The sequence below is a fragment of the Sorangium sp. So ce394 genome, assembly GCF_051474665.1.
Lineage (GTDB): Bacteria > Myxococcota_A > Polyangia > Polyangiales > Polyangiaceae > Sorangium > Sorangium cellulosum_D.
In genome coordinates, this window is sequence record NZ_CP150339.1 from 4,036,488 (window position 1) to 4,061,014 (window position 24,527).

At 72.5% G+C, this 24,527-nt stretch carries 18 protein-coding genes; 10 read left to right on the forward strand and 8 right to left on the reverse strand.

The genetic code is table 11. The features are described 5' to 3' along the window. Nucleotides 1–53: 53 nt before the first annotated feature. Nucleotides 54–890, reverse strand: coding sequence for a metallophosphoesterase family protein (locus WMF33_RS15085; RefSeq protein WP_437337775.1), 837 nt, complete (start codon nt 888–890; stop codon nt 54–56). 229 nt (nt 891–1,119) lie between these two features. On the opposite strand from WMF33_RS15085, the gene WMF33_RS15090 reads away from it, so the two are divergent. Beyond that, the gene (locus WMF33_RS15090) at nt 1,120–2,643 is read left to right on the forward strand and encodes a cyclic nucleotide-binding domain-containing protein (RefSeq protein ID WP_437337776.1); all 1,524 of its coding nucleotides are present in this window, start codon (nt 1,120–1,122) and stop codon (nt 2,641–2,643) included. Between the two features lie 42 nt (nt 2,644–2,685). On the opposite strand, the gene WMF33_RS15095 is transcribed toward WMF33_RS15090, so the two are convergent. Further along, a complete protein-coding gene (locus tag WMF33_RS15095; RefSeq protein WP_437337777.1) occupies nt 2,686–4,686 on the reverse strand; it encodes a DUF1565 domain-containing protein in 2,001 nt (666 codons plus the stop codon). Nucleotides 4,687–4,942: 256 nt separating this feature from the next. Beyond that, on the reverse strand, nt 4,943–6,640 hold the full coding sequence (locus WMF33_RS15100) for a hypothetical protein (RefSeq protein ID WP_437337778.1): 1,698 nt from the start codon (nt 6,638–6,640) through the stop codon (nt 4,943–4,945). Nucleotides 6,641–6,893: 253 nt separating this feature from the next. Between WMF33_RS15100 and WMF33_RS15105 the strand changes: the two genes are divergently transcribed. Then, nucleotides 6,894–7,265, forward strand: coding sequence for a hypothetical protein (locus WMF33_RS15105; RefSeq protein ID WP_437337779.1), 372 nt, complete (start codon nt 6,894–6,896; stop codon nt 7,263–7,265). Between the two features lie 183 nt (nt 7,266–7,448). Here WMF33_RS15105 and WMF33_RS15110 read toward each other — a convergent pair whose 3' ends face one another. Both WMF33_RS15110 and WMF33_RS15115 read right to left on the reverse strand, forming a co-directional pair. Then, nucleotides 7,449–7,892 carry a hypothetical protein gene (locus WMF33_RS15110; protein ID WP_437337780.1) on the reverse strand — a complete coding sequence of 148 codons (444 nt, stop codon included), beginning with the start codon at nt 7,890–7,892 and terminating at the stop codon, nt 7,449–7,451. A 220-nt stretch (nt 7,893–8,112) separates the two neighbouring features. Continuing rightward, a complete protein-coding gene (locus WMF33_RS15115; RefSeq protein WP_061627404.1) occupies nt 8,113–8,844 on the reverse strand; it encodes a hypothetical protein in 732 nt (243 codons plus the stop codon). A gap of 111 nt (nt 8,845–8,955) precedes the next feature. Here WMF33_RS15115 and WMF33_RS15120 point away from each other — a divergent pair, with 111 nt between their 5' ends. From WMF33_RS15120 to WMF33_RS15150, 7 genes are all read left to right on the forward strand, one after another. Continuing rightward, entirely contained in the window at nt 8,956–9,960 is a 1,005-nt protein-coding gene (locus tag WMF33_RS15120; protein WP_437337781.1) for a beta-ketoacyl-ACP synthase 3, read from the forward strand. Nucleotides 9,961–10,064: 104 nt separating this feature from the next. Then, nucleotides 10,065–12,275, forward strand: a complete 2,211-nt coding sequence (locus WMF33_RS15125) for a glycoside hydrolase family 3 N-terminal domain-containing protein (RefSeq protein ID WP_437337782.1) — start codon at nt 10,065–10,067, stop codon at nt 12,273–12,275. A gap of 94 nt (nt 12,276–12,369) precedes the next feature. Beyond that, complete coding sequence (locus tag WMF33_RS15130; RefSeq protein WP_437337783.1) at nt 12,370–13,221, forward strand: SDR family NAD(P)-dependent oxidoreductase; 852 nt, start codon at nt 12,370–12,372, stop codon at nt 13,219–13,221. Nucleotides 13,222–13,246: 25 nt separating this feature from the next. Further along, complete coding sequence (locus tag WMF33_RS15135) at nt 13,247–14,011, forward strand: hypothetical protein (RefSeq protein ID WP_437337784.1); 765 nt, start codon at nt 13,247–13,249, stop codon at nt 14,009–14,011. 259 nt (nt 14,012–14,270) lie between these two features. Next, complete coding sequence (locus WMF33_RS15140) at nt 14,271–15,029, forward strand: SDR family NAD(P)-dependent oxidoreductase (protein WP_437337785.1); 759 nt, start codon at nt 14,271–14,273, stop codon at nt 15,027–15,029. A 252-nt stretch (nt 15,030–15,281) separates the two neighbouring features. After that, nucleotides 15,282–16,277: an aldo/keto reductase gene (locus WMF33_RS15145; RefSeq protein WP_437337786.1), complete on the forward strand. Its 996-nt coding sequence runs from the start codon at nt 15,282–15,284 to the stop codon at nt 16,275–16,277. Between the two features lie 296 nt (nt 16,278–16,573). Further along, nucleotides 16,574–19,045, forward strand: coding sequence for a substrate-binding domain-containing protein (locus WMF33_RS15150; protein ID WP_437337787.1), 2,472 nt, complete (start codon nt 16,574–16,576; stop codon nt 19,043–19,045). Between the two features lie 48 nt (nt 19,046–19,093). Here WMF33_RS15150 and WMF33_RS15155 read toward each other — a convergent pair whose 3' ends face one another. The 3 genes from WMF33_RS15155 to WMF33_RS15165 all read right to left on the reverse strand — a co-directional run bounded on the left by WMF33_RS15155 (nt 19,094) and on the right by WMF33_RS15165 (nt 23,818). Further along, nucleotides 19,094–20,110, reverse strand: coding sequence for a sugar-binding protein (locus WMF33_RS15155; protein WP_437337788.1), 1,017 nt, complete (start codon nt 20,108–20,110; stop codon nt 19,094–19,096). Between the two features lie 368 nt (nt 20,111–20,478). Further along, the gene (locus WMF33_RS15160; protein WP_437337789.1) at nt 20,479–21,828 is read right to left on the reverse strand and encodes an RNA polymerase sigma factor RpoD/SigA; all 1,350 of its coding nucleotides are present in this window, start codon (nt 21,826–21,828) and stop codon (nt 20,479–20,481) included. 346 nt (nt 21,829–22,174) lie between these two features. Continuing rightward, nucleotides 22,175–23,818, reverse strand: a complete 1,644-nt coding sequence (locus WMF33_RS15165; protein WP_437337790.1) for a ribonuclease J — start codon at nt 23,816–23,818, stop codon at nt 22,175–22,177. 147 nt (nt 23,819–23,965) lie between these two features. Between WMF33_RS15165 and WMF33_RS15170 the strand changes: the two genes are divergently transcribed. Beyond that, nucleotides 23,966–24,508, forward strand: coding sequence for an SPW repeat domain-containing protein (locus tag WMF33_RS15170; protein ID WP_437337791.1), 543 nt, complete (start codon nt 23,966–23,968; stop codon nt 24,506–24,508). Nucleotides 24,509–24,527: the final 19 nt, after the last annotated feature.

The following is a 24,527-nucleotide window of genomic DNA, read 5'->3' on the forward strand; positions in this document are numbered from 1 at the left end:
GGCGAAAAGAGGGCGGTGAGGGGCGCCCGCGCCTCCAGTGCATGTGAGAGATTCTACGCCAACGCGAACGTCGACGCGCCGCTCCGGACCCGCGTGCGCTCCGAGAGAAGGCGCCCGTAACGCACACGGTAGAACCGCAGCGGAGAAGGTCCGTCCACGAGCGCCTGCGCGCAGAAGATGCGAGGGGGAGCGCCGGAGCGCACGGGCGCGTCGTAGTCCCGGTGCGCGTGGCCGTGGATCACGTGGAGGTGATCGTGCTCGTGGAGCAGCGCCATGAGCTCGGAGCTGTTGATGAGGCCGTCCAGCCACTGCATCGCGCCGATCGGGTGCGGGAGCGGCGGGTGGTGCTGGGCGAGCACGAGCGCGTCGCCCGAGCGGCGCGTCTCGGCGGCGAGCGCGGCGACGCGCGCGAGCTCGAGGTCCGCGATCGAGCCCGCCGAGCGGGTCACCGGCTGCATCATGGCCGTCGATACCGCCGTCACGAAGGCCCCAGGGAGGGCGACCACCGCCCCCCGCCCGCTGGTGGCCGCGAAGGGGCGGAGGCTGCCTTCCAGGGCGCGCTCCCACGCGTCGCCCCCGCCATACGCGTCGTGGTTGCCAGGCACCAGCGTGACGCGGGCCGGGTCCCAGCCGCTCTCCGAAAGCACCGCGGCGAGCACCTCGAACTGGGCAGGCGTCCCGTCTTCGGTGAGGTCGCCGGTGAGCACCAGGTGATCCGCCCCGCTCCGCCACGCCTCGACGACCGCGGCGAGCGCGCGGCGGCGGCGCTGCGCGGCGTCGATGGGGCGGCCGAAGCTCAGATAACGAAGCCGCCACCGCTCGGCGCCGCGGCGGCGGTCGTGATCCGCCTCGAGGAGATGAAAGTCCGTGAGGTGAGCGATCGTCGTCATCGACGCGATCGTGAGACCGGACCGACGTCGTTCCGGCGACATCGACGCAAGCTCTCGGCGACTCCATCCGCCGCTGCGCGAGGCGCCCCGGCGATCGCGGCGCGCCCGCGGCGGCCTCGGCAGGCGACGCGCGCCGCAGGCGCAGCCGATGACGGGCGCTGTGACGGTCACGAAGCCCGATCGCGACGCGGTTGTGACAGGGGCAGGCGGAGCTCTACCATCGGCCGCCATGCGCGGCGCCGCAACCATCTCGGACGTGCTCGTGCGGATAGCGTCGTCGGGCGCCATCGGCATCGGGATCGCCGCCGCGCTGCTCCTCGCGCTGCGGCTGCTGATGCCGAAAGCCCAGCGCGGGAAGCTGCGGCTGCCGGCCGCGCTGCTCGGCCTCCACGTGGCGGCGCTGCTCGCCCGGCTCCCGCTCGATCCGGCGTCGTCGCTTCACGTGGCGCTCTCGGTCGTCGCGCTCTTCCTGCTGCTGACCGCGCTCGGTCGCGCCGCCTTCCTCCTCGTCGTCGACCTGATCCTCGGCGTGCGCCTCGGGCGGCCGCTCTCCAGGATCATCCACGACATCATCCAGGGGCTCGTCTACGCGGGCGTCGCGCTCATCACGCTCCGCGCGGCCGGGGTCGAGCCGGGATCGCTGCTCACCACCTCGGCGCTGCTCACCGCGGTGATCGGCCTCTCGCTCCAGGAGACGCTCGGGAACCTGTTCGCCGGGCTCGCGATCCAGGCGCAGCGGCCGTTCGAGGTGGGGGACTGGATCCAGATCGACCCGGATCCGAGGCTCATCGGGCAGGTCATCGAGATCAACTGGCGCGCGACCACGGTCCTCACGAACGATCAGATCGAGCTCACGGTGCCGAACGGCACGCTCGCGAAGAGCACGATCCGGAACTTCACGAAGCCCACCGCCCTCGCGCGGCGGATGATCGAGGTGCGGGGCCCCTACGAGGTGTCGCCGCGGATCGTCGAGCAGGCGCTGCTCGGCGCCGTGGCCTCGGCGCCCGGGGTGCTGCTCGCGCCGCCGCCGTTCGTGCTCGCCGCGAGGTTCGACGAGAGCAGCATCGGCTATCAGGTCAACTTCTTCATCGAGGACTTCGCCCGCCGCGATCGCATCGACTCGGAGGTCCGTCAGCGGATCTGGTACGCGTTCCACCGCGAGGGCATCGCGGTCCCGTTCCCCACCCGCATCGTCCGGATGGCCGAGGCGCCGTCCGAGTCGCAGGCGCGCAGCGAGGCCGACGAGCGGCAGCGCCGCCTGCAGTCGCTGCGCGTCGTCGACTTCATCGCCGCGCTCCCCCCGCCGCTCCTCGACCGGCTCGCGACGCTGTCGAAGACGTGCAGCTACATGACCGGAGAGGTCGTGATCCGGCAGGGGGCCGCGGGGCACGAGCTCTTCATCGTGCAGTCGGGCGAGGTCTCGGTCGTCGTGGGGCGCGAGGGCGGCAGCACGGCCGAGGTGGCGCGCCTCGGCCCGGGCAAGTTCTTCGGCGAGATGTCGCTGATGACCGGGGAGCCGCGCAGCGCGACGATCCAGGCGGTGAGCGATTGCGAGCTCGTGAAGGTCGACAAGGAGGCCTTCCACGAGATCCTCGCGGCGGCGCCCGGCATCGCTGAGAAGATCACGGAGGTGCTGGTCGCTCGGCAGTCGGCGCTCGACGAGAACGTGTCGGTGCGCCGCGCCCGCGCCGGCGCCGAGGAGGCCAAGACGACCGCGCTCCTCGAGAAAATCAGGCAGTTCTTCTCGGTCTAGCTCCACGGCGGGGACACGGGCGCGCCGCGTCCAGCGGGCGCGTCACGGGGCGGGCGCGGCGCTGCTCGGGACGGGGAGAGCGCCCTCGGTGACGTGATCGCTCTCCTGGTTGTCCTCGAAGGTGTTGTCCTGCGATAGCTCCGGCGCCCGCGTGCCCTGCACGACAAGGCCGAACCGGTTGCCCGTGGAGCGAGCGTGCGCGAGCGCGCCGTCGCTGTCGCCGAAGAGCAGCCCCGCGCGCGCGCAGCCCTCCGCCTGCACCGAGCTCACCTGCGCCGTCGAGCGGAGGACGAGGAGCCCGTCGCCCAGGTCCGAAACCGACTCCATCTGCCCGCCGGCGCTGAGCGTGGAGAACGTCCCGCTCTCGACCCCCTGGATGAGCGTCTCTTCGACCGTGCTCGGCGAGGCGAGCAGGAGCAGCCCCGCCACGCGGCTCTCCAGCACCGCCGACCTCTGGACGACGATCCGCGCCGACCCGGCGCTCAGCAGGCCGACGCCGCCGGTGCTGTCGCGCTCCTCCGGCCGCGTCCCCTCGATGAGGCTCTCCGTGAGATCGAGCTCCGCTCCCTGGAACGCGGCGACGCCCGCGACATGCGCGCCCAGGACAACCGTCGACGCCAGCGTGGCGCGCGCGCCGCGCACCAGCACGCCAGCAGCGCGATCCCGATGGATCGGGCGCGCGCGTGTGCCCGCGACGACCACACCGCTGGCGGAGAACGTCCCGCCCGACACGACCAGGCCCGCGTCGCCGGCCTGGCGCACGGCGCTCGACGACAGCGAGAGCGCGCCGCCCCGCTGCTCGACGGCGTACCCGAGGCGGCCCGCCTCCGCGGCGGCCGCGCCCTGGAAGAGGGTCCCGGACACCTCGACCGCCGTGCCGGCGCCCGCGACGGCGAGCTGCGCGTCGCACGCGCCGGACAGCACGCTGCCCTCGAGCGTCGCGCGAGCGCCCTGCTCCACGACCACGTCGCCGGCCTCCTGCACCCCCTCGGGCGGAGCGGCGAAGAGGGAGCGCGTCGCGGTGAGCTCCGCGGAGGCGCCCGTCACCAGCGCGCCCAGGCGGTGGTGGACGAGGGCGCTCGCGTCGAGCTGCAGCGCGCCCGCTTCCAGGATCACGCCGACCGGGGCGGTCGTCTCCGCCTGCTGGGGCGTGATCTCCAGGAGGTTGCCCTCGGCGACCACCCCCTCCGCCCCGGAGGTGATGCGCAGGTGGACCGTGCCGTCGACAAGCGCGCTCTCGGTGAGCCGCGCGCGCGCCCCGGACAGGACCAGCACGCTCGTCCACTGATCGCCCGTGCCTTCGCCCGCCCACGACGCCTGGACCAGGCTGCGCGACAGATCGAGGCTCGCGCCGGGGAGCGCGACCACGACGCCGCTGCCGCTCCCGCCCGTCACGCGGACGTCGCGCGCCGAGACCTCCGCCGCCTGGACGAGCAGCCCGATGGACGGGCTGATCACGCTCACGCCGCGCACGCCGGCGCCCTCGACGTCATGAATCCAGACCGCGCTGACGTTGCCGCTCGGGTCGCTCTGCTCACCCCGGAGCACGACCCGGGAGGCGCACCGCCCGACCAGCTCGATGGGCTTCGAGATCTCGACCGGCTCGTCGTACTCGCCCTCGGCCAGGACGACGCGGCCGTCCGCCTGCACCGCCGAGAGCGCCGCCGCCAGCGTCGCGAACGGCCTGTCCCGCGACCCGTCGCCGCCCCCACCCGCGTAGCTCGGATCGACGTGGATGTCGCCGGGCGCCTCGGCCACTTGGCCCCATGGCCCCGAGCCGCAGCCGTCTGGGCCGTCGATGGAGATACACCCCTTCTGCGGGACCGCGAACGTCCCTTCCGGGCACTTGGCCATCGTGGGATGACAGCCGCCGCCCTCCACGAACTCCGCTGCACACCCGGGGATCCCGGCTTCGAGGCAGCCCCCGTCGAACGTCGGGACGGTCCCGGGCGAGCACCGCTCGAGCGCGGGACGGCAGAGCCCGTCCTCACCGACGGAATCGTCGGTACAGCCCTGGACGCCCACGGAGACACACCCGCTCATGCCGCGGAGTTGCCCCGGCGCACACGGGGGCTCGCCCGCGTCGTTCCGCGGGACGTACGTATTCGGCGGGAGCTCGGAGCCCTCGCAACCGAGGAGCGACGCGGCGCACAGGCTGACAGTGAAAGAGAAGAGACACAGGAGCGCTGAGAGTCCAAGCTTCGCGCACAACACCCCATCAACGTAGCAGATCGAATCGACGCGCATGCCGGCGAAGCGCGCTTTTCCTCGTCGTCCGCGGCCGCTCGAGGCCGGACATTCACGGGCGCGACCCGGACAGCCGCACGTCGGCTCGCGCGAAGGCGCGCTCGAAGCGCTCGTGTGCGGCGGCCGACTCCTCTTCCCTGCCCTGTGCGCGCAGGCTCTGCTCGAGGCCCGAGAGGGACCAGCCGTTGTCGGGATTACGGGCCAGATCCTCCCGATATGCCGCCTCGGCGTCGCGCGGTCGACCCGCTTTGAGGAGCGCCGCCCCGAGCGTGTGGCGGACCGGCTCGGGCCAGTCCGGCGGCTCGAAATAACGCAGTGTGTCCTCGACGCGTACGGCCGCCTGGAGCACGCGGACGGCGTCGCCGGCCTGGCCGCGCTCCGAGGCGATCTGGCTCTCCAGCACGAGCGAGGCGATCTCGAGCAGGTCCTCCGCGCGGTTCATGCCGATCGTGACCCCGGCGATCTCGGACGACACCGCCCGGAGCGCCGCCGCCTCGCGCGCGGCGTCGTCGGGGCGCTCCGTCGACGCGAGCGCCCGGCCGCGCGCATAGTGCCATATCCCCGTCGCGTAACGCTGCTCGGACGGCGGCGCCGGCTGCGCGAGGACGTCCTGCCAGAGGCCGAACCGGACCAGGGCGAACAGCAGCGCTGGCCGGAACATCTCGAGCATCGGCATGTGCCGGACGTGGCGGTCGGGCACCGCGGCGCCGAGCTCGCGGGCCGCGCGCACGGCGACGGCGCTGCGCCCCTCCATGCTCGCGGAGACCGAGAGGAAATAGAGGTTGTGAGGGAAGTACATCATCGGATAGATGCCCTCCGGCCGCTGCTCGCGGATGTACCGGCGATCGACCAGGACCGCGCGCTCGTTGGCGTCGGACGCGTCCGCGTACCGGCCGACCCGCATGAAGATGTGCGACGGCATGTGCACGAGGTGCCCAGCCCCTGGGGCCAGACCGCCGAGCCGCTCGGCGCTCGGCAGCGCGCGCCCCGGCGCGCGCGACGCCTCCACGGCGTGGATGTAGTAGTGATTCGCGCCGAGGTGCTCGGGATCGCGCCGGAGGACGCCCTCCAAGGTGGAGACGATCTCCTCGGTCCCCGGCTGCGGCCGGCCGTCCAGCGTCCAGAGATCCCACGGGCGCAGGTCCATGAGCGCCTCGGCGAAGAGGACGCTGGCGTCGAGATCGTCGGGGAAGCGACGGGCGAGCTCGCGCATCGCGCTCGCGTAGGCGCGGCCCCGCGCCGCCCGGTCGCGGTCGCGGCCCGGCGCCGCGGCGTGGCGCTCGGCCAGCGCCTCGATGTACGCGCGCTCGCGCGCGGTCGCGGACGCGGCGAGCGCGCGCGCCTGCTGGACGGCCTCGAAGGCGGCCCGCTCCCGCGCTGGCTCGGCCGGCAGGTTGATGTTGGGGCCGAGCGTGAGCGCGACGCCCCAGCGGGCCATGGCGAGGCCGGGATCGAGGCGGGCGGCCTCCTCGAACGCCCGCCGCGCCTCGTCGTGGTTGAACGCATAGACGAGCCGCAGGCCCTGATCGAAATAGCGCTGCGCGAGCTCCGATGACGTCGTCACGGGGTGATGGAGTGAGCCGATGTCCTCGAACAGCGGGACGCGCCCGGCGAAGGGCGCCCCCGCGGCATCGTGGCCGGGCCGCGGATCCGCTCGGGGCGAGGCGGGACGTGGCGCCGCGCCGCACGCCGCGAGGGCGGCGCAGGCGCAGAGGAAGGGCAGGCGGAAGGGCGCGCGTCGCGCTGTCATGGTCACCTCGCTGGAGCCCGGGTGGCCGGGGCTCCGACGGATCGACATCCCCTCGCGGGGTCGCGTGGCCTCGGCGCCGACCTCCGGCGCGAGCACGGAGGTCGAGCCGAGCGACGGTCATGCATGCGCGATTCCCGCCGGCCGGGAAGGCAGCGCACACACGACATGCCGTGCGCCCCGGCCGATCGTCGCGCCCGCGGCGTCAGCGCGGTGCGCGATGGACGGACGGCGCGACTTGCGGCAACCTCGAGGCATGACGACGTGCAGGGATGAAGCTCTTCGCTGGGTTCACCGCTACGCGATCGGCGGCGCCGCCTTCGCCGCGCTCCCGCTCCCGATCTCGACGTCCGCCGGGCTCGTCGCGATCGAGACCCACATGATGTCGATGATCGGCGCGATCTACGGCGAGAGCGTCGGATCCGTGGCGACGACCGCCGCCGGCGGGAGCTTCGCCATCCTCGGGCGAGGCTTGAAATTCCTCGCCACCCGGGCGGTCGGCTTCGTCCCCTTGGTCGGACCCGCCATCAAGATGGGGATCGCCGGGCTCACGATCGAGGCGATCGGCCATGGCGTCGTGGGGCACTTCGAGCGGAAGTACCCGGGCAAGGCCTTCGAGAAGGCGTGAGCCGTCCGCGCGCGCGGACGATGCGCGCGCTCGGCAGGGCGGCGCGGGCCGCACGGGCGCCCGCGCGGCGCGCAGCAGGCCGGCGCGTCGCGCGATGCGCGCAGCTCCCGGGAGGCGCGCGATGCGCCGACGCGCGGCGCTCCCGGATCGCCCGGGCGCACCGCGCGCCGCTGTCGATGTCCGTCAGCTCCCGCAGCCGGTGCAGGCGAGCGGGCAGGTCCCGTTCTCCGGCTGCTGGCAGTGCAGGTCGGGCGCCTCGGCGCTGGTCCCGTAGTCGCAGCAGATCGTGCCGCCAAGGCAGCACTCCACCCCGCAGCAGATGCCCTCTTCGCACCCGAAGTTCGGATCGCAGGGATCCTTGCACTCGCCCTGGATGCATGCCTGCTCGTCGGGGCAGCGCGTGCCGCACGTTCCGCAGTTGTGCGGATCGTTGGCCAGGTTGACGCAGGCCGGTCCACAGCACGAGAGCCCGGCGTCGCACGTGCACGCAACGCCCCCGGCGCCGCCCTCGCCGCCAGCGCTCGTCGTCGAGACGGTGGTGGTGGTCGTCGTCGTCGCCCCGGCCTCTCCGCCCGCGCCGCCGCCAGAGGAGCTCGATACGGTGACGTAGATCGGCAGGACGTTCACGGTGCCCGGGTCAGCTTCACATCCAGCAACGGCGAACAATGCGGCCAACGACACCAATGCGGTCACCCGATGACTGGGCATGAACACCTCCAAGCCGATCATGACACTACCACGGGGGGTCGCGGTCACACGAGAGCGATGGCGCAGCACGCTCGGCGCGCCGCCTGCGCTGCGTCGCGGGCCAGGCGCGACGCAGGCGAACGCGGCAGCGCCTGCGACATCAGGGGTTGATGAGCTTGCAATCCGACAAGAGCCCCGTGTACCAGTCATCGGTCCTGTCGAGCCATGCGCCCTCGCTGGACCAGCGGATGCCGGGCTTCTTCATCTTGCCTTCGACGGTGTAGGTGCACTTCACCGCGAACCGTGCGGACGGCAGCTTGTTCGTGAGGGCGGGCTCACTCCAGAGGCCGGCGGCGAGGAACTGCACGCGGTCGGTCGTCGTGTAAGGACGGAGCAGCTTCTTGTCGTCCGCGTCACCCTTGGACCAGCCCTTGGTGGGCGACTCGAACGCGCAGTGCCGGCCGCTGATCTCCTCGGCCGACCAGCAGGCGAGGTCCTTGATGTCGCTGGCCACGAGGGTGACCTCGACCTGCGCCTTGTCGCCCGGCTTCCACTTCGGACCGGCCGCGCCGGGCGCGGGCTCGCGCCCGAAATAGGCGAACGCCGCGGCCAGGCCGCCGATGATGATCAGGAACAGGATCATGCTCTTGCCGAGCGAGCCGCCCTGCGGCTGGGCGGCCGCGCGAGGCCGCGCCCCGGGCTTCTTGCCGGCCGGGCGCCGCGCGGCGCCCGCCGGCTTCGCAGGGCGCGAGGCCCTCGCGGGGGCCGCTGCGTCGGCGCGGGCAGCGGCGCGGTCCTCGCCGTCCTCCCTGCTGGTGTCCTGCGCGTCGGCCTCGCCGGAAGGAGCGTCGTCCGTGTCGGGGCGGTCTTTGTCTTCGGAGCTCGTAGCCATCGCGGCGCTTTATGTACCGGAGCGCGTCCGCGACTCAAGCATTCCGTGTACCGGGCCCGGCGCGCGATCGCCCGTCCCAACCCGCAGCCCATGATGTAGGCTGCGCTTCCAATGACGTCCGATGCCAGAAATCCCCGCGCGCGCATCCTCGGCACAGGCCGCTCCCTGCCGCTCGCCGCCCCGGAGGGCGAGGCGCACGCAGGCGCGCCGCCAGCGGACGGCGCCGCGGGCGACGCGAGCGCGGCCGACGAGCGGCGCCGCGGCGCGGCCGGCGAGACGACGAGCGACCTGGCGACGAGGGCGGCGAAGGCGGCCCTCGACGCGGCCGGCCTCGGGCCGCGCGACCTCGAGATGATCATCCTCGCGACCTCGAGCGGCGACGCGCCGATGCCGGCGACCGCGGTGTACGTGCAGCAGAAGCTCGGCGCCGAGCTCATCCCGTCGTTCGACCTCTCCGCCTCGCTGACGGGCTTCCTCTACGGGCTGTCCGTGGCGAGCCAGTTCGTCGCGGCGGGGACCATGAAGCACGTCCTCGTGATCGGCGCGGACCTGCTCTCGCGCCGCGTCGATCCGCGCGACCGGGCCGCGGCCCAGCTCTTCGGCGACGGCGCCGGCGCGGTCGTCGTCGGGCCGGCGGTCGGCGACGGGCGCGGGATCCTCAGCGTCAGCCTCCGGGCCGACGGGAAGAGGGCCGACGTGCTCCAGGTCCCCGGCGGCGGATCCGCGGAGCCGCTCACGGTCGAGCGGCTCGCCGACCGGCGGCAGTACCTGCGCGTGAAGCAGCCCGAGCTGCGGCAGGCCGTGGAGGAGCACCTCGGCGCGCAGGCGCTCGCGGCGCTCGCGTCGGCCGGGCTCGCGCCCGCGGACGTCGACTGGGTGATCCCGCACCACGCCGACGCCCAGCTCGCCGCGCACCTCGCCGATCGCCTCGGGTGCCCGCGGCAGCGCGTCCTCGGCGCGCGCGACGGCGAGAGCGCGGTCGGCGCGAGCGCCGGCTCGGTCGCGAGCGCGCTCGACGAGGCGCTCCGCGACGGGCGGATCTTGCCCGGGCATCACGTGCTGCTGTGCGCGCTCGGCGGCGGGCTCACGTGGGGCAGCGCGGTGGTCCGCATGTGATTTGACCGCGGCGAGGCCGACGGTGGCCCGGAAGGCGCGCCCGTCGAACGAGCGCGCGCCGCGCTTCGCTGAACGGCGGCTCGAGGAGTCGCTCAGGAGGACTCATGAACGACGCTCCCCTTTACAAAGACGCCAAGCAGCCCGTGGGCAAGCGGGTGGAAGATCTCCTGAGCCGGATGACCCTGGATGAGAAGGTCGGCCAGCTCATGCAGCTGGACGCGCAGGGGGACCTCGAGGACGCGATCGGGCGGATGAAGGTCGGCAGCCTCCTGCACTGCAACGGGAAGGACGCGGACGCGGCGATCGAGCGCGCGCTGGGCACCCGGCTCGGCATTCCGGTGCTGATGGCCGACGACGGGATTCATGGTCATTCCTTCTGGGCGGGCGCCACGATCTTCCCGACGCAGCTCGGCATGGCGTGCAGCTGGGACACGGGGCTCCTGGAGAAGGTCGCCCGGGTCACGGCCGCCGAGATGCGGGCCACGGGGCTCAAGTGGACGTTCTCTCCGGTCCTGTGCCTCACGCGCGATCTCCGCTGGGGCAGGGTGGGGGAGACGTTCGGCGAGGATCCCTACCTCATCGGGGAGCTCGCGTGCGCGATGGTCAAGGGCTATCAGGGCAAGGGCCTCGACGATCCGGACGCGGTGCTGGCCACGGCCAAGCACTACGCGGGCTACTCGGAGACGCTGGGCGGCCGTGACGCCTCGGAGGCGAACATCTCGCGGCGCTACCTGCGCTCGTATTTCTTGCCGCCCTTCGAGAGGGCCGCGCAGAGCGGCTGCATGGCGTTCATGACCGGATATCAGTCCATGGACGGGATACCGGCGACCGCCAACCGCTGGCTGCTGACCGAGGTCCTCAAGGAGGAGTGGGGCTTCGAGGGGATCGTCGTGACCGACTGGAACAACGTGGCCAACCTCGTGCTCGATCAGAAGGTCTGCAAGGACATGGCCGAGGCGGCGACGGTGGCGATCCGGAGCGGCAACGACCTGATGATGGCGACGCCGCAGTTCTACGAGGGGGCGCAGGAGGCGGTGCGCCGCGGGCTCCTGGCCGAAGCGGAGATCGACGCGGTGGTGCGGCGCGTCCTCGCGCTCAAGTTCTCCCTCGGGCTCTTCGAGGACCCCGGGTACAGCAGCGAGCGGCGGATCAAGGAGGTCATCGGGTGCGAGGCCCACCGGGCGCTCAACCTGGAGGCGGCGCGGGCCTCGCTGGTCTTGCTGAAGAACGACGGCCTGTTGCCGCTCGCGGACGGCGCGAGCGCCGCCGCCGGGGCGGGCGCGGGGCCGAGGCCCCTCCGGCGGATCGCCGTGATCGGCCCCAACGCGGACGACCCGATCGCCCAGCTGGGCGACTGGTCGCTCGGATCGGGCCAGATGAGCGGCGGCAACGGCCCCGAGCACCCCCGCTCGAGCATCGTCACGATCGTGGACGGGCTCCGGGAGCTCGCGCCGCCGGGGTGCGAGGTGGTGCACGCGGCAGGCTGTTCGGTGGTCAGCGAGGACGAGTCGGGCATCGCTGCGGCGGTGGAGCTCGCCCGGGGCGCCGACGTCGTGGTCCTGGTCCTCGGGGATCGGATCGAGTTCATCGGCGAGACGAAGAGCACGGCGACCCTGGAGCTCATGGGCGGGCAAAAGGCCCTGGCGGACGCGATCGCCAGGACGGGCGTCCCCACGGTCGCGGTCCTCGTCAACAGCAAGCCGCTCGTCCTGCCGCGCTCGGTGCTCGGCGCGTCGGCCATCGTCGAGGCGTTCAATCCGGGGATGATGGGCGGGCGGGCCGTGGCCGAGGCGCTCTTCGGGCGGCTCAACCCCTCGGGCAAGCTGACGATCTCGTTTCCCTACCACGTGGGCCAGCAGCCGGTGTTCTACAACCAGGCCCGCGGCCAGCACGGGAGCCGCTACGCCGACCTCACGCAGGAGCCGGCGTTCGCCTTCGGCTTCGGCCTGAGCTACACGCGCTTCGCCTATGCCGACCTGAAGGTCCTGACGCCCAGCGTGGGGCGAGACGGCGTGGCCTCGTTCGAGGTGACGATCGCCAACGCTGGAGGGCGCGAGGGGGTCGAGATCGCCCAGCTGTACATCGAGGATCTGGTGACGTCGTCCACGTGGGCGGTGAAGGAGCTCAAGGCGTTCCGCCGCCTGAGCCTGGCCGCGGGCGAGGCGCGCACGGTGCGCTTCGAGCTCCCCGCCTCGGCGCTGTCGATCATCGACGCGGAGGGGCGCCGCGTGGTGGAGCCGGGGGAGTTCCGCGTCCACATCGGAGCCTCGTCCCGGCCGCAGGACCTGCTGAGCGCCGGCTTCGCCGTCGCATAGCCGCGCGCCGACCTCGATCCAGGAGGCCGCGTGTTAGCATCGCTCGCGCGGGCAGCGCCGGGTAGGGCCCCGGCGCTCGAGGAGGCGAGGGGCGATGACGGCGAAGCGGGTGGCGCTGGTGACGGGCGCGAGCACGGGGATCGGCCGGAGCGTGGCGGAGGCGCTCGCGCGAAACGGCTATGTGGCCTTCGCGGGGATGCGCGATCCCGAGGGCAAGAACCGGGCGGCGCGCGACGAGGTGGCCGGCCTCTCGGCCGCCGGCGTCCCCATCGAGGCGGTCGCGCTCGACGTGACGGACGACGCGTCCGTCGCCGCGGCGGTCGCGACGGTGGTGGAGAAGACGGGGCAGATCGATGTGGTCCTGAACAACGCGGGCAACAGCCTGATCGGCCTGACCGAGTGCAGCAGCGTCGATCAGCTGCGACGGTTCTTCGAGACGCACGTCTTCGGGGCGCAGCGCGTCTGTCGCGCCGTGTTGCCGCACATGCGCCGGCGCAAGGCGGGGGTGCTCGCCTTCACGTCCAGCATGGGAGGGCGCATCCTCATGCCGAGGTCGGCGCACTACTGCGCGGCCAAGGCCGCGATGGAGATGATGGCCGAGGGCTACAAGACCGACCTCGCGTCGTTCGGGATCGACGTCGTGATCCTGGAGCCGGGGCTGGTCCAGACGAAGATCTTCCACAACGCCTGGGCGCACGACGACGAGGCGCGCGCCGCCGAGTACGGCGAGCTCGACGGCGTGATACGCGCCACGCTCGAGGCGGTCAAGACGCTGACGGGGCCCGACCCGGCGGAGCTCGCGAGCGTGCTGCTGAAGCTCCTCGAGATGCCGCACGGCCAGAGGCCGCTGCGCACGACGTTCGGCATGGATGCGGCGCTGGTCGGCCCCGTGAACGCCGCCGCGGACGAGGCCGGGCGGACGCTGTTCGCCATGTACGGGGCGTAGACGACCTCCGCGGGCCGGCGCCATCATGCTGAACCTCCTCCTCCAGCTCTCCCCGCTGCGCCCCGCGGTCCGCGTCGAGACCATCGAGCGGCGCGACTTCGACGACCAGCGCCTGCGCGAGCTCCACGCCCTCTCGAACGCGCTCATGGCCGAGCGCTTCGAGCACTTCTGCGTCCACGCCAGGACCAACGACGTCGTCCACGTCTTCCGCCGCGTCGACACGGGCGCGATCGTCGGATTCCAGTTCTGGAAGACCGCGCCCATCGCCTTGCCTCGCAGCCGGGCCATCGTCGGTGGGAAGCTGCGGATCGCGCCCGACTTCCGGACCCGCGGGCTGCACCTCGCCTCCGGCCTCCTGTTCCTGCTGGAGACGAAGCGCCGCGCGCCGCGGACGCGTCTTTACCGGCTCTCGATCGCCAGCCTCTTCGGCTTCGTCTCCATCACCGAGGCGCTCGCGCGTTACGAGATCTTCGATCCGAAGCGCCGGAGCACCGCGGAGGACGAGGCCGTGCGCGAGGCGTTCCTCCGGCTCGCAGGGGAGAGCAACTACCACGTCGACGACGAGACCGGGCTCTTCCTGGTCAACATCTTCATGACCGAAGAGACGCTGAGCCGCTATCCGCCGCGCTACTTCGACCGCCCGGCCGCGAGGCGCTACGCCGCGGTCAACCCGGGCTTCCGCACGAACGGCTGCTACGCCGGCTTCTGGTTCCGCTTCACCAGCGACAACCTCCTCGCCATGACCCGCGCCGTCGCGAGGAGGCTCTTCCGGAAGGCCGCCCCCCGCTGATCCGAGCCGCGCGGCGCGCGGGCTGCTCCGCCGGCAACACAGCGGAAGCAGCCTGCTGCTCGCGAAGCAGGCGGGCGCCGGGCCCGCCTTCGCCGCGGGCGCCGCCCGGAGGGCGCGCCGGAACCAGGACCGGGCGAGCCGCGCGCTCGCTCCCCGGATCGAACATGGCGAGACGAGCATGGAACGAGACGTGCCCTGCGCGGCTCCCGCCACGTACGAGGCCGCAGGCGTCGTGTCTGCGAAGGAAAGGGAGCTGATCGTGGATCTCGAACTCACCGGCAAGCGGGCCATCGTCACCGGCGGCAGCCGCGGCATCGGCAAGGCCATCGCGCGCGAGCTCGCGCGCGAGGGCGCCGACGTCGTGATCGCCGCGCGCGGCAAGGACAAGCTGGAGGCGACCGCCGCGGAGCTCTCGGCGGAGACCGGCCGCCGCGTCGTCCCGCTGGTGGTCGATACCGGCGACGAGACCTCGGTCAACACGCTCGTCGAGCGCGCCGTCGCCGCGCTGGGCGGCGTGGACATCCTGGTCAACAACGCCGCCTTGCCGGGCGGGATCTCGCCCGCCACGCGCCTCGATCAGATCGTCGATGCGCAGGTGATCGAGGACATCAACATCAAGGTCGTTGGCTACCTGCGGACCGCGCGCGCCGTCGCGCCGCACCTCATCGCGAACGGCTGGGGTCGCATCATCAACATCGGCGGGCTGGCCGTGCGCAAGACCGGCCGCCCCGTCGCCACCCTGCGCAACGTCGGCGTGGCGGCGATCACGAAGAACCTCGCGGACGAGCTGGGCCCGAAGGGGATCAACGTCACGGTCGTGCACCCCGGCGCGACGCGCACCGAGCGCGTCCGGCCCGAGCCGGAGAAGGACCTCGCCGCCTCGGTGAGCATCGGCCGCCTCGTCGACGCGCGCGAGGTCGCGTGGGTCGTCACGTTCCTCGCCTCGCCGAGGAGCGTCGCGATCAACGGCGACGCCGTGGTCGCCGGCGGCGGCAGCGTCGGGCCGATCTATTACTGATCTGCCCCGCTCGGCCGGCCCTCGGCTCGCGCGCCGAGCGGCGCGGACCACCGACGGATCGGCCACAGGGCCACGGAGAGCAGGGGAACTCTCTCTCCCCCTCTCCGTCTCTCCCTCTGTGCTCTCTGTGCCTCTGCGGTCGCTCTCTCTCGTTTTCACCCCGCTTCACCCCGCTCGGCGTACCCGATTGACGCCCCGAGCCGCCCTGTCTGAAACTGTACGGGCCAGCCCCCGAAGAACCCACGGAAGACCATGAGCATCCCGACCACCCGCCTCGGCCGTACCGGCCTCACCGTTTCTCGCCTGTGCCTGGGCACGATGACGTTCGGCTTCCAGACGGACGAGGAGACCTCCCGCGCCATCCTCGACAAGGCCGCGTCCGCCGGCGTCAACTTCCTCGACACCGCCGATGTGTATCCGCTGGGCGGCGGCCTGCCGACCGCGGGGCGCACCGAGGAGATCGTCGGCCGCTGGCTCAAGGGCAAGCGCGACCGCTTCATCCTCGCCACAAAGTGCGTCGGCCGCGTCGGCCCGAACGACTGGGATCAGGGCGCCTCGCGCAAGCACATCCTGGACGCCATCGACGCCTCGCTGCGCCGCCTCGGCACCGATTACGTGGATCTCTATCAGCTCCACTCCGACGATCGCGACACGCCGATCGACGAGACGCTGGAGGCGCTCGACACGGTGGTGCGCTCCGGTAAGGCGCGGTACATCGGCGTCTCCAACTACCTGGCCTATCGCCTGGCGCGCGCGCTCGGCCGCGCCGACGTGCGCGGGCTCACGCGGCTCGTGTCCGTGCAGCCGCGCTATGCGCTCCTGTTCCGCGAGATCGAGCGCGAGCTGCTCCCGCTCGCGCAGGAGGAGGGCCTCGGCGTGATCCCGTACAACCCGCTCGCCGGCGGGCTCCTCACGGGCAAGCACCGCCGCGGCGAGCCCACGCCGGGCACGCGCTTCACGCTGGGCACGGCGGCGAGCAACTACCAGCAGCGCTACTGGAACGAGCGCGCGTTCGCGACCGTCGAGAAGCTGCAGGGCATCGTCGCCGAAGCCGGCCAGTCGCTCACGACCGTCGCTGTCGCGTGGGTGCTCGCCAACCCGGCGATCACCTCGGCCATCATCGGCGCCAGCCGGCCCGACCAGCTGGACGCCACGCTCGCCGCGGCCGAGATCACGCTCGATCCGCAGCTGAAGGCCCGGCTCGACGAGGTGACCGCGGAGTACCGCCGCGGCGACTCGCCGCGCTGAGCCGCGCCTCGCGCGATATCCAGCCGCGGCTCACGTTCGAGGCCATCCCGCCGAGCGCGCCGATCGTCCTTTGCATCGGCGCTCGCCTTTCTGGGTCCCTGTCCGCCTAACCCAAAGTTTCCCTCGACCCTGCGCGGAGGACGCCGCGCGGAGGACGCCGCGCGGAGGACGCCGCGCGGAGGAGGCGAACGGCGCCCGGAGGCGGCTCGGTCACCCCTTGACAAGATGCTGTCCAATCACGCCCACTGGCGTGAAGCCGCGCCGTCGTCGGGGTGGGGTGCAGGGACGCAAGGCGCATGGTCACCGGTCTCGATCTTCATGCAACGCTGCATCATATCGTGATCGACGCCGTGGGCACCGTGCCCTCTGCGCAGCGCGGGAGCCTCCTGGTCCGGGACGGAGAGCAGCTGGTCTACAAGGCCTCTGTCGGCCTCGCTGGCGTGCTGGCGAGCCCGCAGGAGGTCGTCGGCGGCGCGGGGCCGGCCACCGTGATCGCGGCGCTCTCTAGGCATGACTCCGCGGACGGCGCTCGGGTCATGGCGGCCGCCGACTGGTACCGCGAGCACCTGCCGGGGGCATCGGCGCTGCACCTCGTCCCGGCGGGCGCGGTCGTGGTCCTCACCCCGGTGCGCGTGCAGGAGCAGACGATCGGCGTGCTCGCCGTCGAGCAGCCGGACGGGCAGGCGCCTTCCGGCGAGCGCTGGGCGCGGCTCCTCGCGCTGGCCGCGAGCGCCGGCGCGGCGCTGGAGCGGCGAGAGCTCTACAACGACAAGGCGCGGTCGGCCCAGGAGGTGCGCGTACTCGAGGCGGTGCTGAACGCGGTGGCCACGCGGACCAGCACGCATGAGCTCGTCGAGATGATCTCGAAAGGCATCAAGAGCGTGCAGCTCACGCCGCAATGGCGCTCGGTGCACCTCGTCCTGCTGAGCGACGCCCCCTCCGGGGGCGCGCGCGGCGACGCCGAGGCCCGCGAGCTCCGCATCTACCACGTCCCGCACCGGTCGCCGTTGTCGTTCTGGAACAACGTCCGCGATGGCGCCCTCACCGCGGGGCGCAGCGTCGGCATCCACGTGGACGTCCGCAACGCCCCCGCCCACAGCGCCGTCGAGCAGCGCGGGATCCTCGAGGACGCCATCGACCGGGGCGTGCACGGTATCGCCGTTGCGCCCATCACCCCGGAGGTCCTCGAGCCGGCGATCCGTCGGGCGGCGGAGGCCGGGGTCCCGGTGGTCACGATCGACACGCCGCCCGCCGAGGGCAGCTGCGCTCGAGCCTACATCGGCACCGACAACGTGGCGGCGGGGCGGCTCGCCGCGGAGATGATGGCCCGGCTGCTCCCGGGCGGAGGCAAGATCGGCGCGCTGACGTTCTGGCTCAGCGCCATCAACAGCCGCGAGCGCATCGACGCGTTCCGTGCGGCGGCCTCCGGCACGCCCTTCGACCTGCAGCCGCCGGCCGAGGACCGGTTCGACATCGAGCTCGGGATGCGGATCGCCCGGGAGGCCGTGCAGAGCGGAGGGATCGCCGGCGCCCTCGGCGTCTGCGCCGAGAACGGCCTGTCGTGGGGCGCGGCCGCGAGGGCGCTGGGGCGGGCGGGGGAGCTCAAGATCGTCGCCTTCGATCTCCTCACGGACACGCTCGCGATGCTCCGGGAAGGGACCATCCACGCGGTCCTCGTCCAGCGCGAGCACGAGATGGGCTACCGCGCGGTGCAGGTGCTCCACGACATGGCATCGAAGGGCGTCGAGGCGGCCCTGGCCGGGCTGCCCACGCGCGCCGGCTCCGGGGCAGGGTCGGCGCTGCGCTTCATCGACACCGGCATCGACGTCGTGACCATCGAGCGCACGCCCTGGTCGCTCCCCCTCTCCGACTATCTGGCCCTGGACGCGAACCGCAAGGCGGCGAAGCGAAGGGAGCAGATCCCCTACGAGAGCCGCGCGAAGGTGCTCCTCCTCGTCACCGTGGACGCGGGGAACGAGGGGTACCGCGAGGAGCGGGCCCCCCTCGACGCGAGGTCGATGGTCGGGCGGGTGCTGCGCGCGGCCCGGCCGCTCGTCGTCGATACGCACTCCAGCGAGCTCCACGACGCGCCCGATGTCGTCGAGGCGCGCGAGAAGGGAGCGCGCACCCTGGTCGCCGTCCCGCTGCTCGCCGGCGGGTCCGCCTTCGGCGCCCTGGTCCTGGAGAGCGAGCGCCGGGCGGCGTGCTCGCTCGACGACCTCACGATGATCGAGCGCGTCGTCGACACGATGGCCGTGGCGATCGAGAACGCGCGGCTCGTCCACCGGATCACCGAGCGGACCCACGAGCTCGAGCGCGCGAACCGGCACCAGGAGTCGCTGCTCGACACGATCCGCGAGCTCTCGAGCCCGGTCGTGCCCATCGCGCGGAACATCCTCGTGATGCCGATCGTCGGGACGATGGACGCGCAGCGATCCGGCCGCTTCATCGAGTCGATGCTGCAGGACATCACCGAGCACCACGCGCGCGTGGTGCTGGTCGACGTCACGGGGATGGCGGTCGTCGACGCCGCGTCGGTGGAGCACCTCCTGCGGGCGGCGCGGGCGGCGCGGCTGCTCGGCGCCGAGGTCGTGCTCGTCGGCGTCACGCCGGCGGCGGCGCGGCTGATGGTGGAGCAGGGCGTGGAGCTCGGGAGCCTGATCACCCGCTCGACCCTGGAGCTCGGGTTCGCTTACGCGCTGTCGAAGACCGGCGGCCAGATCGTCTATCGCCGCTCACCCGCGTCCAGCCCTTCTGAGCCGAGCTGAACCGAGACGGCCAGGGGACGCCCTCGCCCGAGCCGCGGGGCGAACGGGCTACTTCTTCATCTCGGCGAGCGTGGCCTTGAACTGAGCGACGTTCTCCTTGTTGATCACGTCGACGCCGGTGTCGATCACCTTGCTCGGGGGGATGGCGGCGATGGCCGCGTCGCCCTTGGTCGCGAGGTCGTGGAGCCACTTGCTCCCCAGGTAACCGAACTGGAACGGCTTCTGCACGACGGTGCAGGCGACGGTGCCGTTCTCGATGCCGGCGAGCGTCGCGTCCTCCTCATCGAACACGGCCGGGAGGACCTTGCCCTTCTTCCCGAGCGCGTCGACGGCGGCGGCGATGGCCGGCCCATTGTACGACCAGAGGCCGATCGCGACGTTGATGTCCGGGTGGGCGTTGATGATGTCCTCCACGTTCGCGCGCGCCTTGGCGAGATCGGTGTTGTCCTCGCGCTTGTCGACGAGCTGGATGTCGTGCTGAGCGACCACGTCCTGGATGCCCTTGAGGCGCTGAGCCGCGTTGTCGACCGCGAACATGCCGACGAAGGCGGCCATCTTCCCGCCGTTTGGCAAGAGCTTCACGATCTCGTTGCCGAGCACCTTGCCGGCCTCGTAGTTGTTCGTGCCGATGTAGAGCAGCCGGTTCGACTTCGGGGCGTCGGAGTCGAACGTGATCAGCTTGACCTTCTCCGCGACTTTGTTGAGCACGGTCACCTGATCGTCCGGCGCCAGGACGCTCACGCCGATGGCGTCGTAGCCCTGGCTGGCGAGGCTCTCGAGGATCTGGTTCTGCTCCGTGGGCGTGCTGATCTGCGGCACCTTGATGTCAACTTGGATCTTGGCCTCTCGCTCGTATTTATGGACACCGGCGAACGCGATCTTCCAGAAGTCGCTGGACCCGTTCGTCACGAACGCGAGCTTGACGACGTCGGTCGTGGCCTCTTTGCCGTTGTCCTTGCTGCTGACCTCGTTCCCACCCCCCTGGTCGCAGCCTGCGATCGACGCCATCGACAGCATGGCGAACGCTGCACACGCGAGCCTCCAGAAATCCTTCTGATGATTCACGGCAGTTCTCCTCGGTTCGTCCGTGCCAAGCGTGCGTCGAGACGACGTCGCTGATCCGCGAGATCGGTGATCCCCCGGATCGATGCTAGCGACTCACCTCGCCGATGTCGCGCCTCGTGGAAGCGCCCCAGTCCGATCCTCGAGGCGACGCGCCGGTCCACCTGTTCCGGATGGCTGGGGGGCGAGCCCACCAGATCTGGAGAACAAGTGAGGCGAGGTACATCGGAGATGCCGCGCGAACCTCCTGATTGTGGGGTTGCTGCCGAGGATGTGTCCGCGAGGCGGCGACGTGGTGAGCGCGACGCGCACTGAGGGCCAGATCGGGAGCGCGGAGAGGCGGTGAATCGGACCGTGTTGCGCGGCCGGCCCTAACCCCCGAGCGGGGTGTCGAGCGCCCGCCGGCGCGACAGCGTCCGCAGCTTGCTCAGGGCGTTCTCCTCGATCTGCCGCACCCGCTCCCGGCTCACCGAGAACATGCCGCCGATCTCGGCGAGCGTGTGCGTCTGCTCGCCGTCGAGGCCGAACCGGAGCCGCAGCACCTCGCGCTCGCGCGGGGTCAGCGACTGGAGGAGCGAGCGCACCTGCGTGTGCAGCCGCCGGTGGACCAGGAGCTCGTCCGGCGCCGCTCCCTCGCTCGCGAAGAAGTCGCCCGCGCGCGCGCCGTCGTCGTCCCCGGCCGGAGCGTCCAGGTACACGAGCGGCAGCGCCATCTCCCGCAGCGTCTGGATCTTCTCCATCGGCAGCCCGCTGCGCTCGGCCACCTCCTCCGGCGCCGCCTCGCGCGCGTGCTCCTGCTCGAGCTCCTTGCGCGCTTGCAGCGCCCGGCGCCGGGTCTCGGCGAAGTGGACCGGCACCTTGATGACCTGGGCCTGGTAGAGCAGCGCGCGCGAGAGCGCCTGCTTGATCCACCAGGTGGCGTACGTGCTGAACCGGTACCCGCGCCGGTAGTCGAACTTCTCCGCCGCGCGCATCAGCCCGAGGTTGCCCTCCTGGATCAGATCGAGCAGCGGCACGCCGCGGTGCTTCAGCTGCCGGGCGGCCGACGCCACCAGGCGCAGGTTCGCGCGGACGATCTCGGCCCGCGCTTCCGCCGCCGCGCGGCGGGCGTCGCGCATCGCCGAGAGCGTCCCCTCGATCGCCGCTCGCTCGGGCCCGCCGGCCGCGGCCGCGGCCTCGCGCAGCGCGCGCTCGATCCGCTCCTCCACCGCGGGGCCCAGGCGCGCGTCGGTGAGCCCGGCCGAGAGCTCGCCCCGGGCTCGGCCCGACGCGCCCTCGCCGGCCGCGGCTACCGGCTGCGCGAGCCCGAGCAGCCGCGCGAGCCGCGCCGACGCCGCGTGGCGCACCTCCTCGTCCGCGTCCGCGTTCAGCAGCAGCTCGCTCACGGTGACCCGCCCCGCCCGGAGGTCGTCCGCGAGCGCCGCGAGCTCGCGCAGCGCGACCGGCGACGCCACCCAGGCCTCGATCCCCGCGCGCTCCGCCGACTCGATCCGCCGGCCGAGCTCCACCTCGAGATCCCGGCTGAGCGGCGCGTTGCGCGAGATCTCCTGCAGGTAGATCTCGGTCACGTCCTCGCCCGGCGGCGCAGCTCGCTCGCCGGGAGGCGCGTCCCACGGAGACGGCAAGGCCGCGCCGAGCCCGGCGTCGAGCTGCACCTCGTCGCGAGCGTCCCTCTCTTCCCTCTTTGTCGTTCCGGTCTCGCCCGCCAGGAGCGAGCTCATGGGCCTCTCCTTCATCTCGATCGCTCCACCATGGGGCCGTGCCGCGGTGGTCCACCCGGCTGCGCACCGGAGCGCGAAGCCCTGGAGGCAATCCCCAGGAGGAACCACGAGCCGACGCCGGCCGTGCCACGGCAGAGCAAAGGGGCTCCGCCGGTCCCTGCACCGTAATCACTCGTCGCGCTCAGGAAAGGGCCCAGCGTGAGGAGGCGGGAAATGGGCGCGTCAGCGCGCGGCGCGGCGCCTGAGGCCCCCGGTCCGCCGCCGGACGCCGCCCGCGCCGCGCGCGGCGCACGACGCCGCCCGCGCCGCGTGCGGCGCACGACGCCGCCCGCGCGCCCGCGGCGCCTCACAGGAGCACGGCCAGGGGGAGCACGGCGGGGCGGCGCGAGGCTTCGCGCCGGAACACCCGCCGCACGCCGCGGCTGAGCGCGTCCTCCAGCGTCGGCGCCAGCGTGCGCGCCGCCGGCGACAGCGCCGCGAGCGCGTCGCGCGCGCTCTCGAGCGCGGCCGCGAACAGCGGGCCGCCCTCCTCGAAGTGCGCCACCCCGCGCCCCAGGAGCTCGGGGCCGCGCAGGACCTCGCCCGTCTTGCGGTCGGCCACGACCAGCACCATCACGAGGCCCTGATCCGAGATCTGCTCGCGCTCGCGCAGCACCAGCTCGGAGACGTCGAGCCCGCCGCGCGCGTCGAGCCACACGCGCCCGCTCTTCACCGCGTCCCCGAGCCGCATCCGGCCGTCCTCGATGACCAGCGACTCGCCGTCCTCGACCACGAAGACCCCCGACGCCGGCACGCCCATCCGGAGCGCCGTGCGCGCGTGGGCGAGCAGCATCCGGTACTCGCCGTGGATCGGGACGAAGTGCTCCGGCCGGACCGCGTCGAGGAGCACCTTCTGCTCCTCCGCCTGGGCGTGGCCGCTCGCGTGGATCGGATCGAGGCCGCGATCGAGCACCACGGCGCCGCGCCTCGCCAGGCGGTTGGCGAGCTGGCTGACGGCGATCTCGTTGCCGGGGATGGCGCGGGACGAGAAGATCACCGTGTCGCCCGGGTCGACCCGCAGCCGGTGGTGATCGCCGACGGCCATGCGCGCGAGCGCGCTGTTCGGCTCGCCCTGCGCGCCCGAGGCGAGCACGACGAGGCGCTCGCGCGGGAGCGTGGCCGCCGTGGCGTCGTCGACGAGCACGCCGGGGGGGATGGTCAGGATGCCGATCTCCTCGGCGATCCGCGTGTTGGTCGCGAGGCTGCGGCCGGCGAGCACGACCTTGCGGCCGAGCTGGGCGGCGAGATCGAGGACGCTCTGGACCCGGTGGACGTTGGAGGCGAACAGCGCGACAAGGATGCGGCCCTTCGCCTCGCGAAACGGCCGGAGGAACCCCTCGGCCACCGCGGTCTCGCTCACCGACCAGCCGTCGCGCTCGGAGTTGGTGGAGTCGGACAGGAGGGCCGCCACGCCGGCGCGGCCGTACTCGGCGAAGCGGCCGAGATCGAGCCGCTCGCCGCCCACGGGGGTGAGATCGATCTTGTAATCGCCGGTGTGGATGAGGATGCCCTCGCCCGTCTCGATCGCGAAGCCGACCGCGTCGGGGATGGAGTGGGTCACGCGCAGGGGCTCGGCGCGGAACGGGCCCGCCGTGAAGTGCTGCTGAGGCTCGACCTCGCGGAGCGGCACGTCGATGCCGTGCTCGACGAGGCGCTCGCGCACGAGCCGGAGCGTGAAGCGCGTCCCGTACACGGGGACCGGGAACTCGCGCAGCAGCGACGGCAGCCCGCCGATGTGATCCTCGTGGCCGTGCGTCACGATCACCGCGTCGACCCCGCCCGCCTCGCGCACGTAGCTGAGGTCGGGGATCGCCACCTCGACGCCGAGCACCTGGTCGTTGGGGAACATGACGCCGCAGTCGACGAGCACGCGGCGGCCATCCTCCTCGATCAGCATCGCATTCATCCCGACCTCGCCGAGGCCGCCGAGAGGAATGATCCGGACTCCCATGGGCGCGCAGCCTAGCATCGCCCATCCCCGGAGAGCCGGCTCGTCCGCTGAGCCGGCTCGCCCGCTGAGCCGGCTCGCCCGATGAAGAGGTGTGTGCGCGTGTGCTCCGGTCTGCGGATTGCCTCTCCCGCGTCACGGGAGGTATCCATGGCACAATCCAACGTTTCTCTGGGCGCGGACGACCTGCCGGCGACCCGCCTGCCGCCGGACGACCGGCCCACCGCAGAGCTCGAACGACCGGGCCTCTTCGCGCGGGAGACGCAGCGGAGGGCGACGATCCCCTCGAGGCCGCTCCTCGGCGTCCTGCCCCTCGCGCGCGTCGTCCCCCAGGACGTCCACTCCGTCATCGATTGCTCGAATGGCATCATCGTCGCCCTCGCCGGCCTGTCGGCGCGCAAGCCGTCGGCGAGGATCGCCGGCGTGATCCTCGGCGCATCGGTCGTGTCCGTCTCCCTGCTCACCGACTATCGCCTGAGCCTGGCGAAGCTGATTCCCATCGAGGTGCACGAGGCCATCGACCACGCGTGGGGCGCGTCGGCGATCGCGGCGCCGTTCGTGCTCGGCTACGCGAAGCGCTCGCCGCTCGCCGCGCTCATCCACGCCGCCACGGGCGCGGCCACCATCCTCGGATCGCTGCTCACCGACTACCGCGCGGTGAGGGGCGTCGGCCGCCGGGCGCGCATCGCCTAGCCGCGCGCGCGGCAACGCG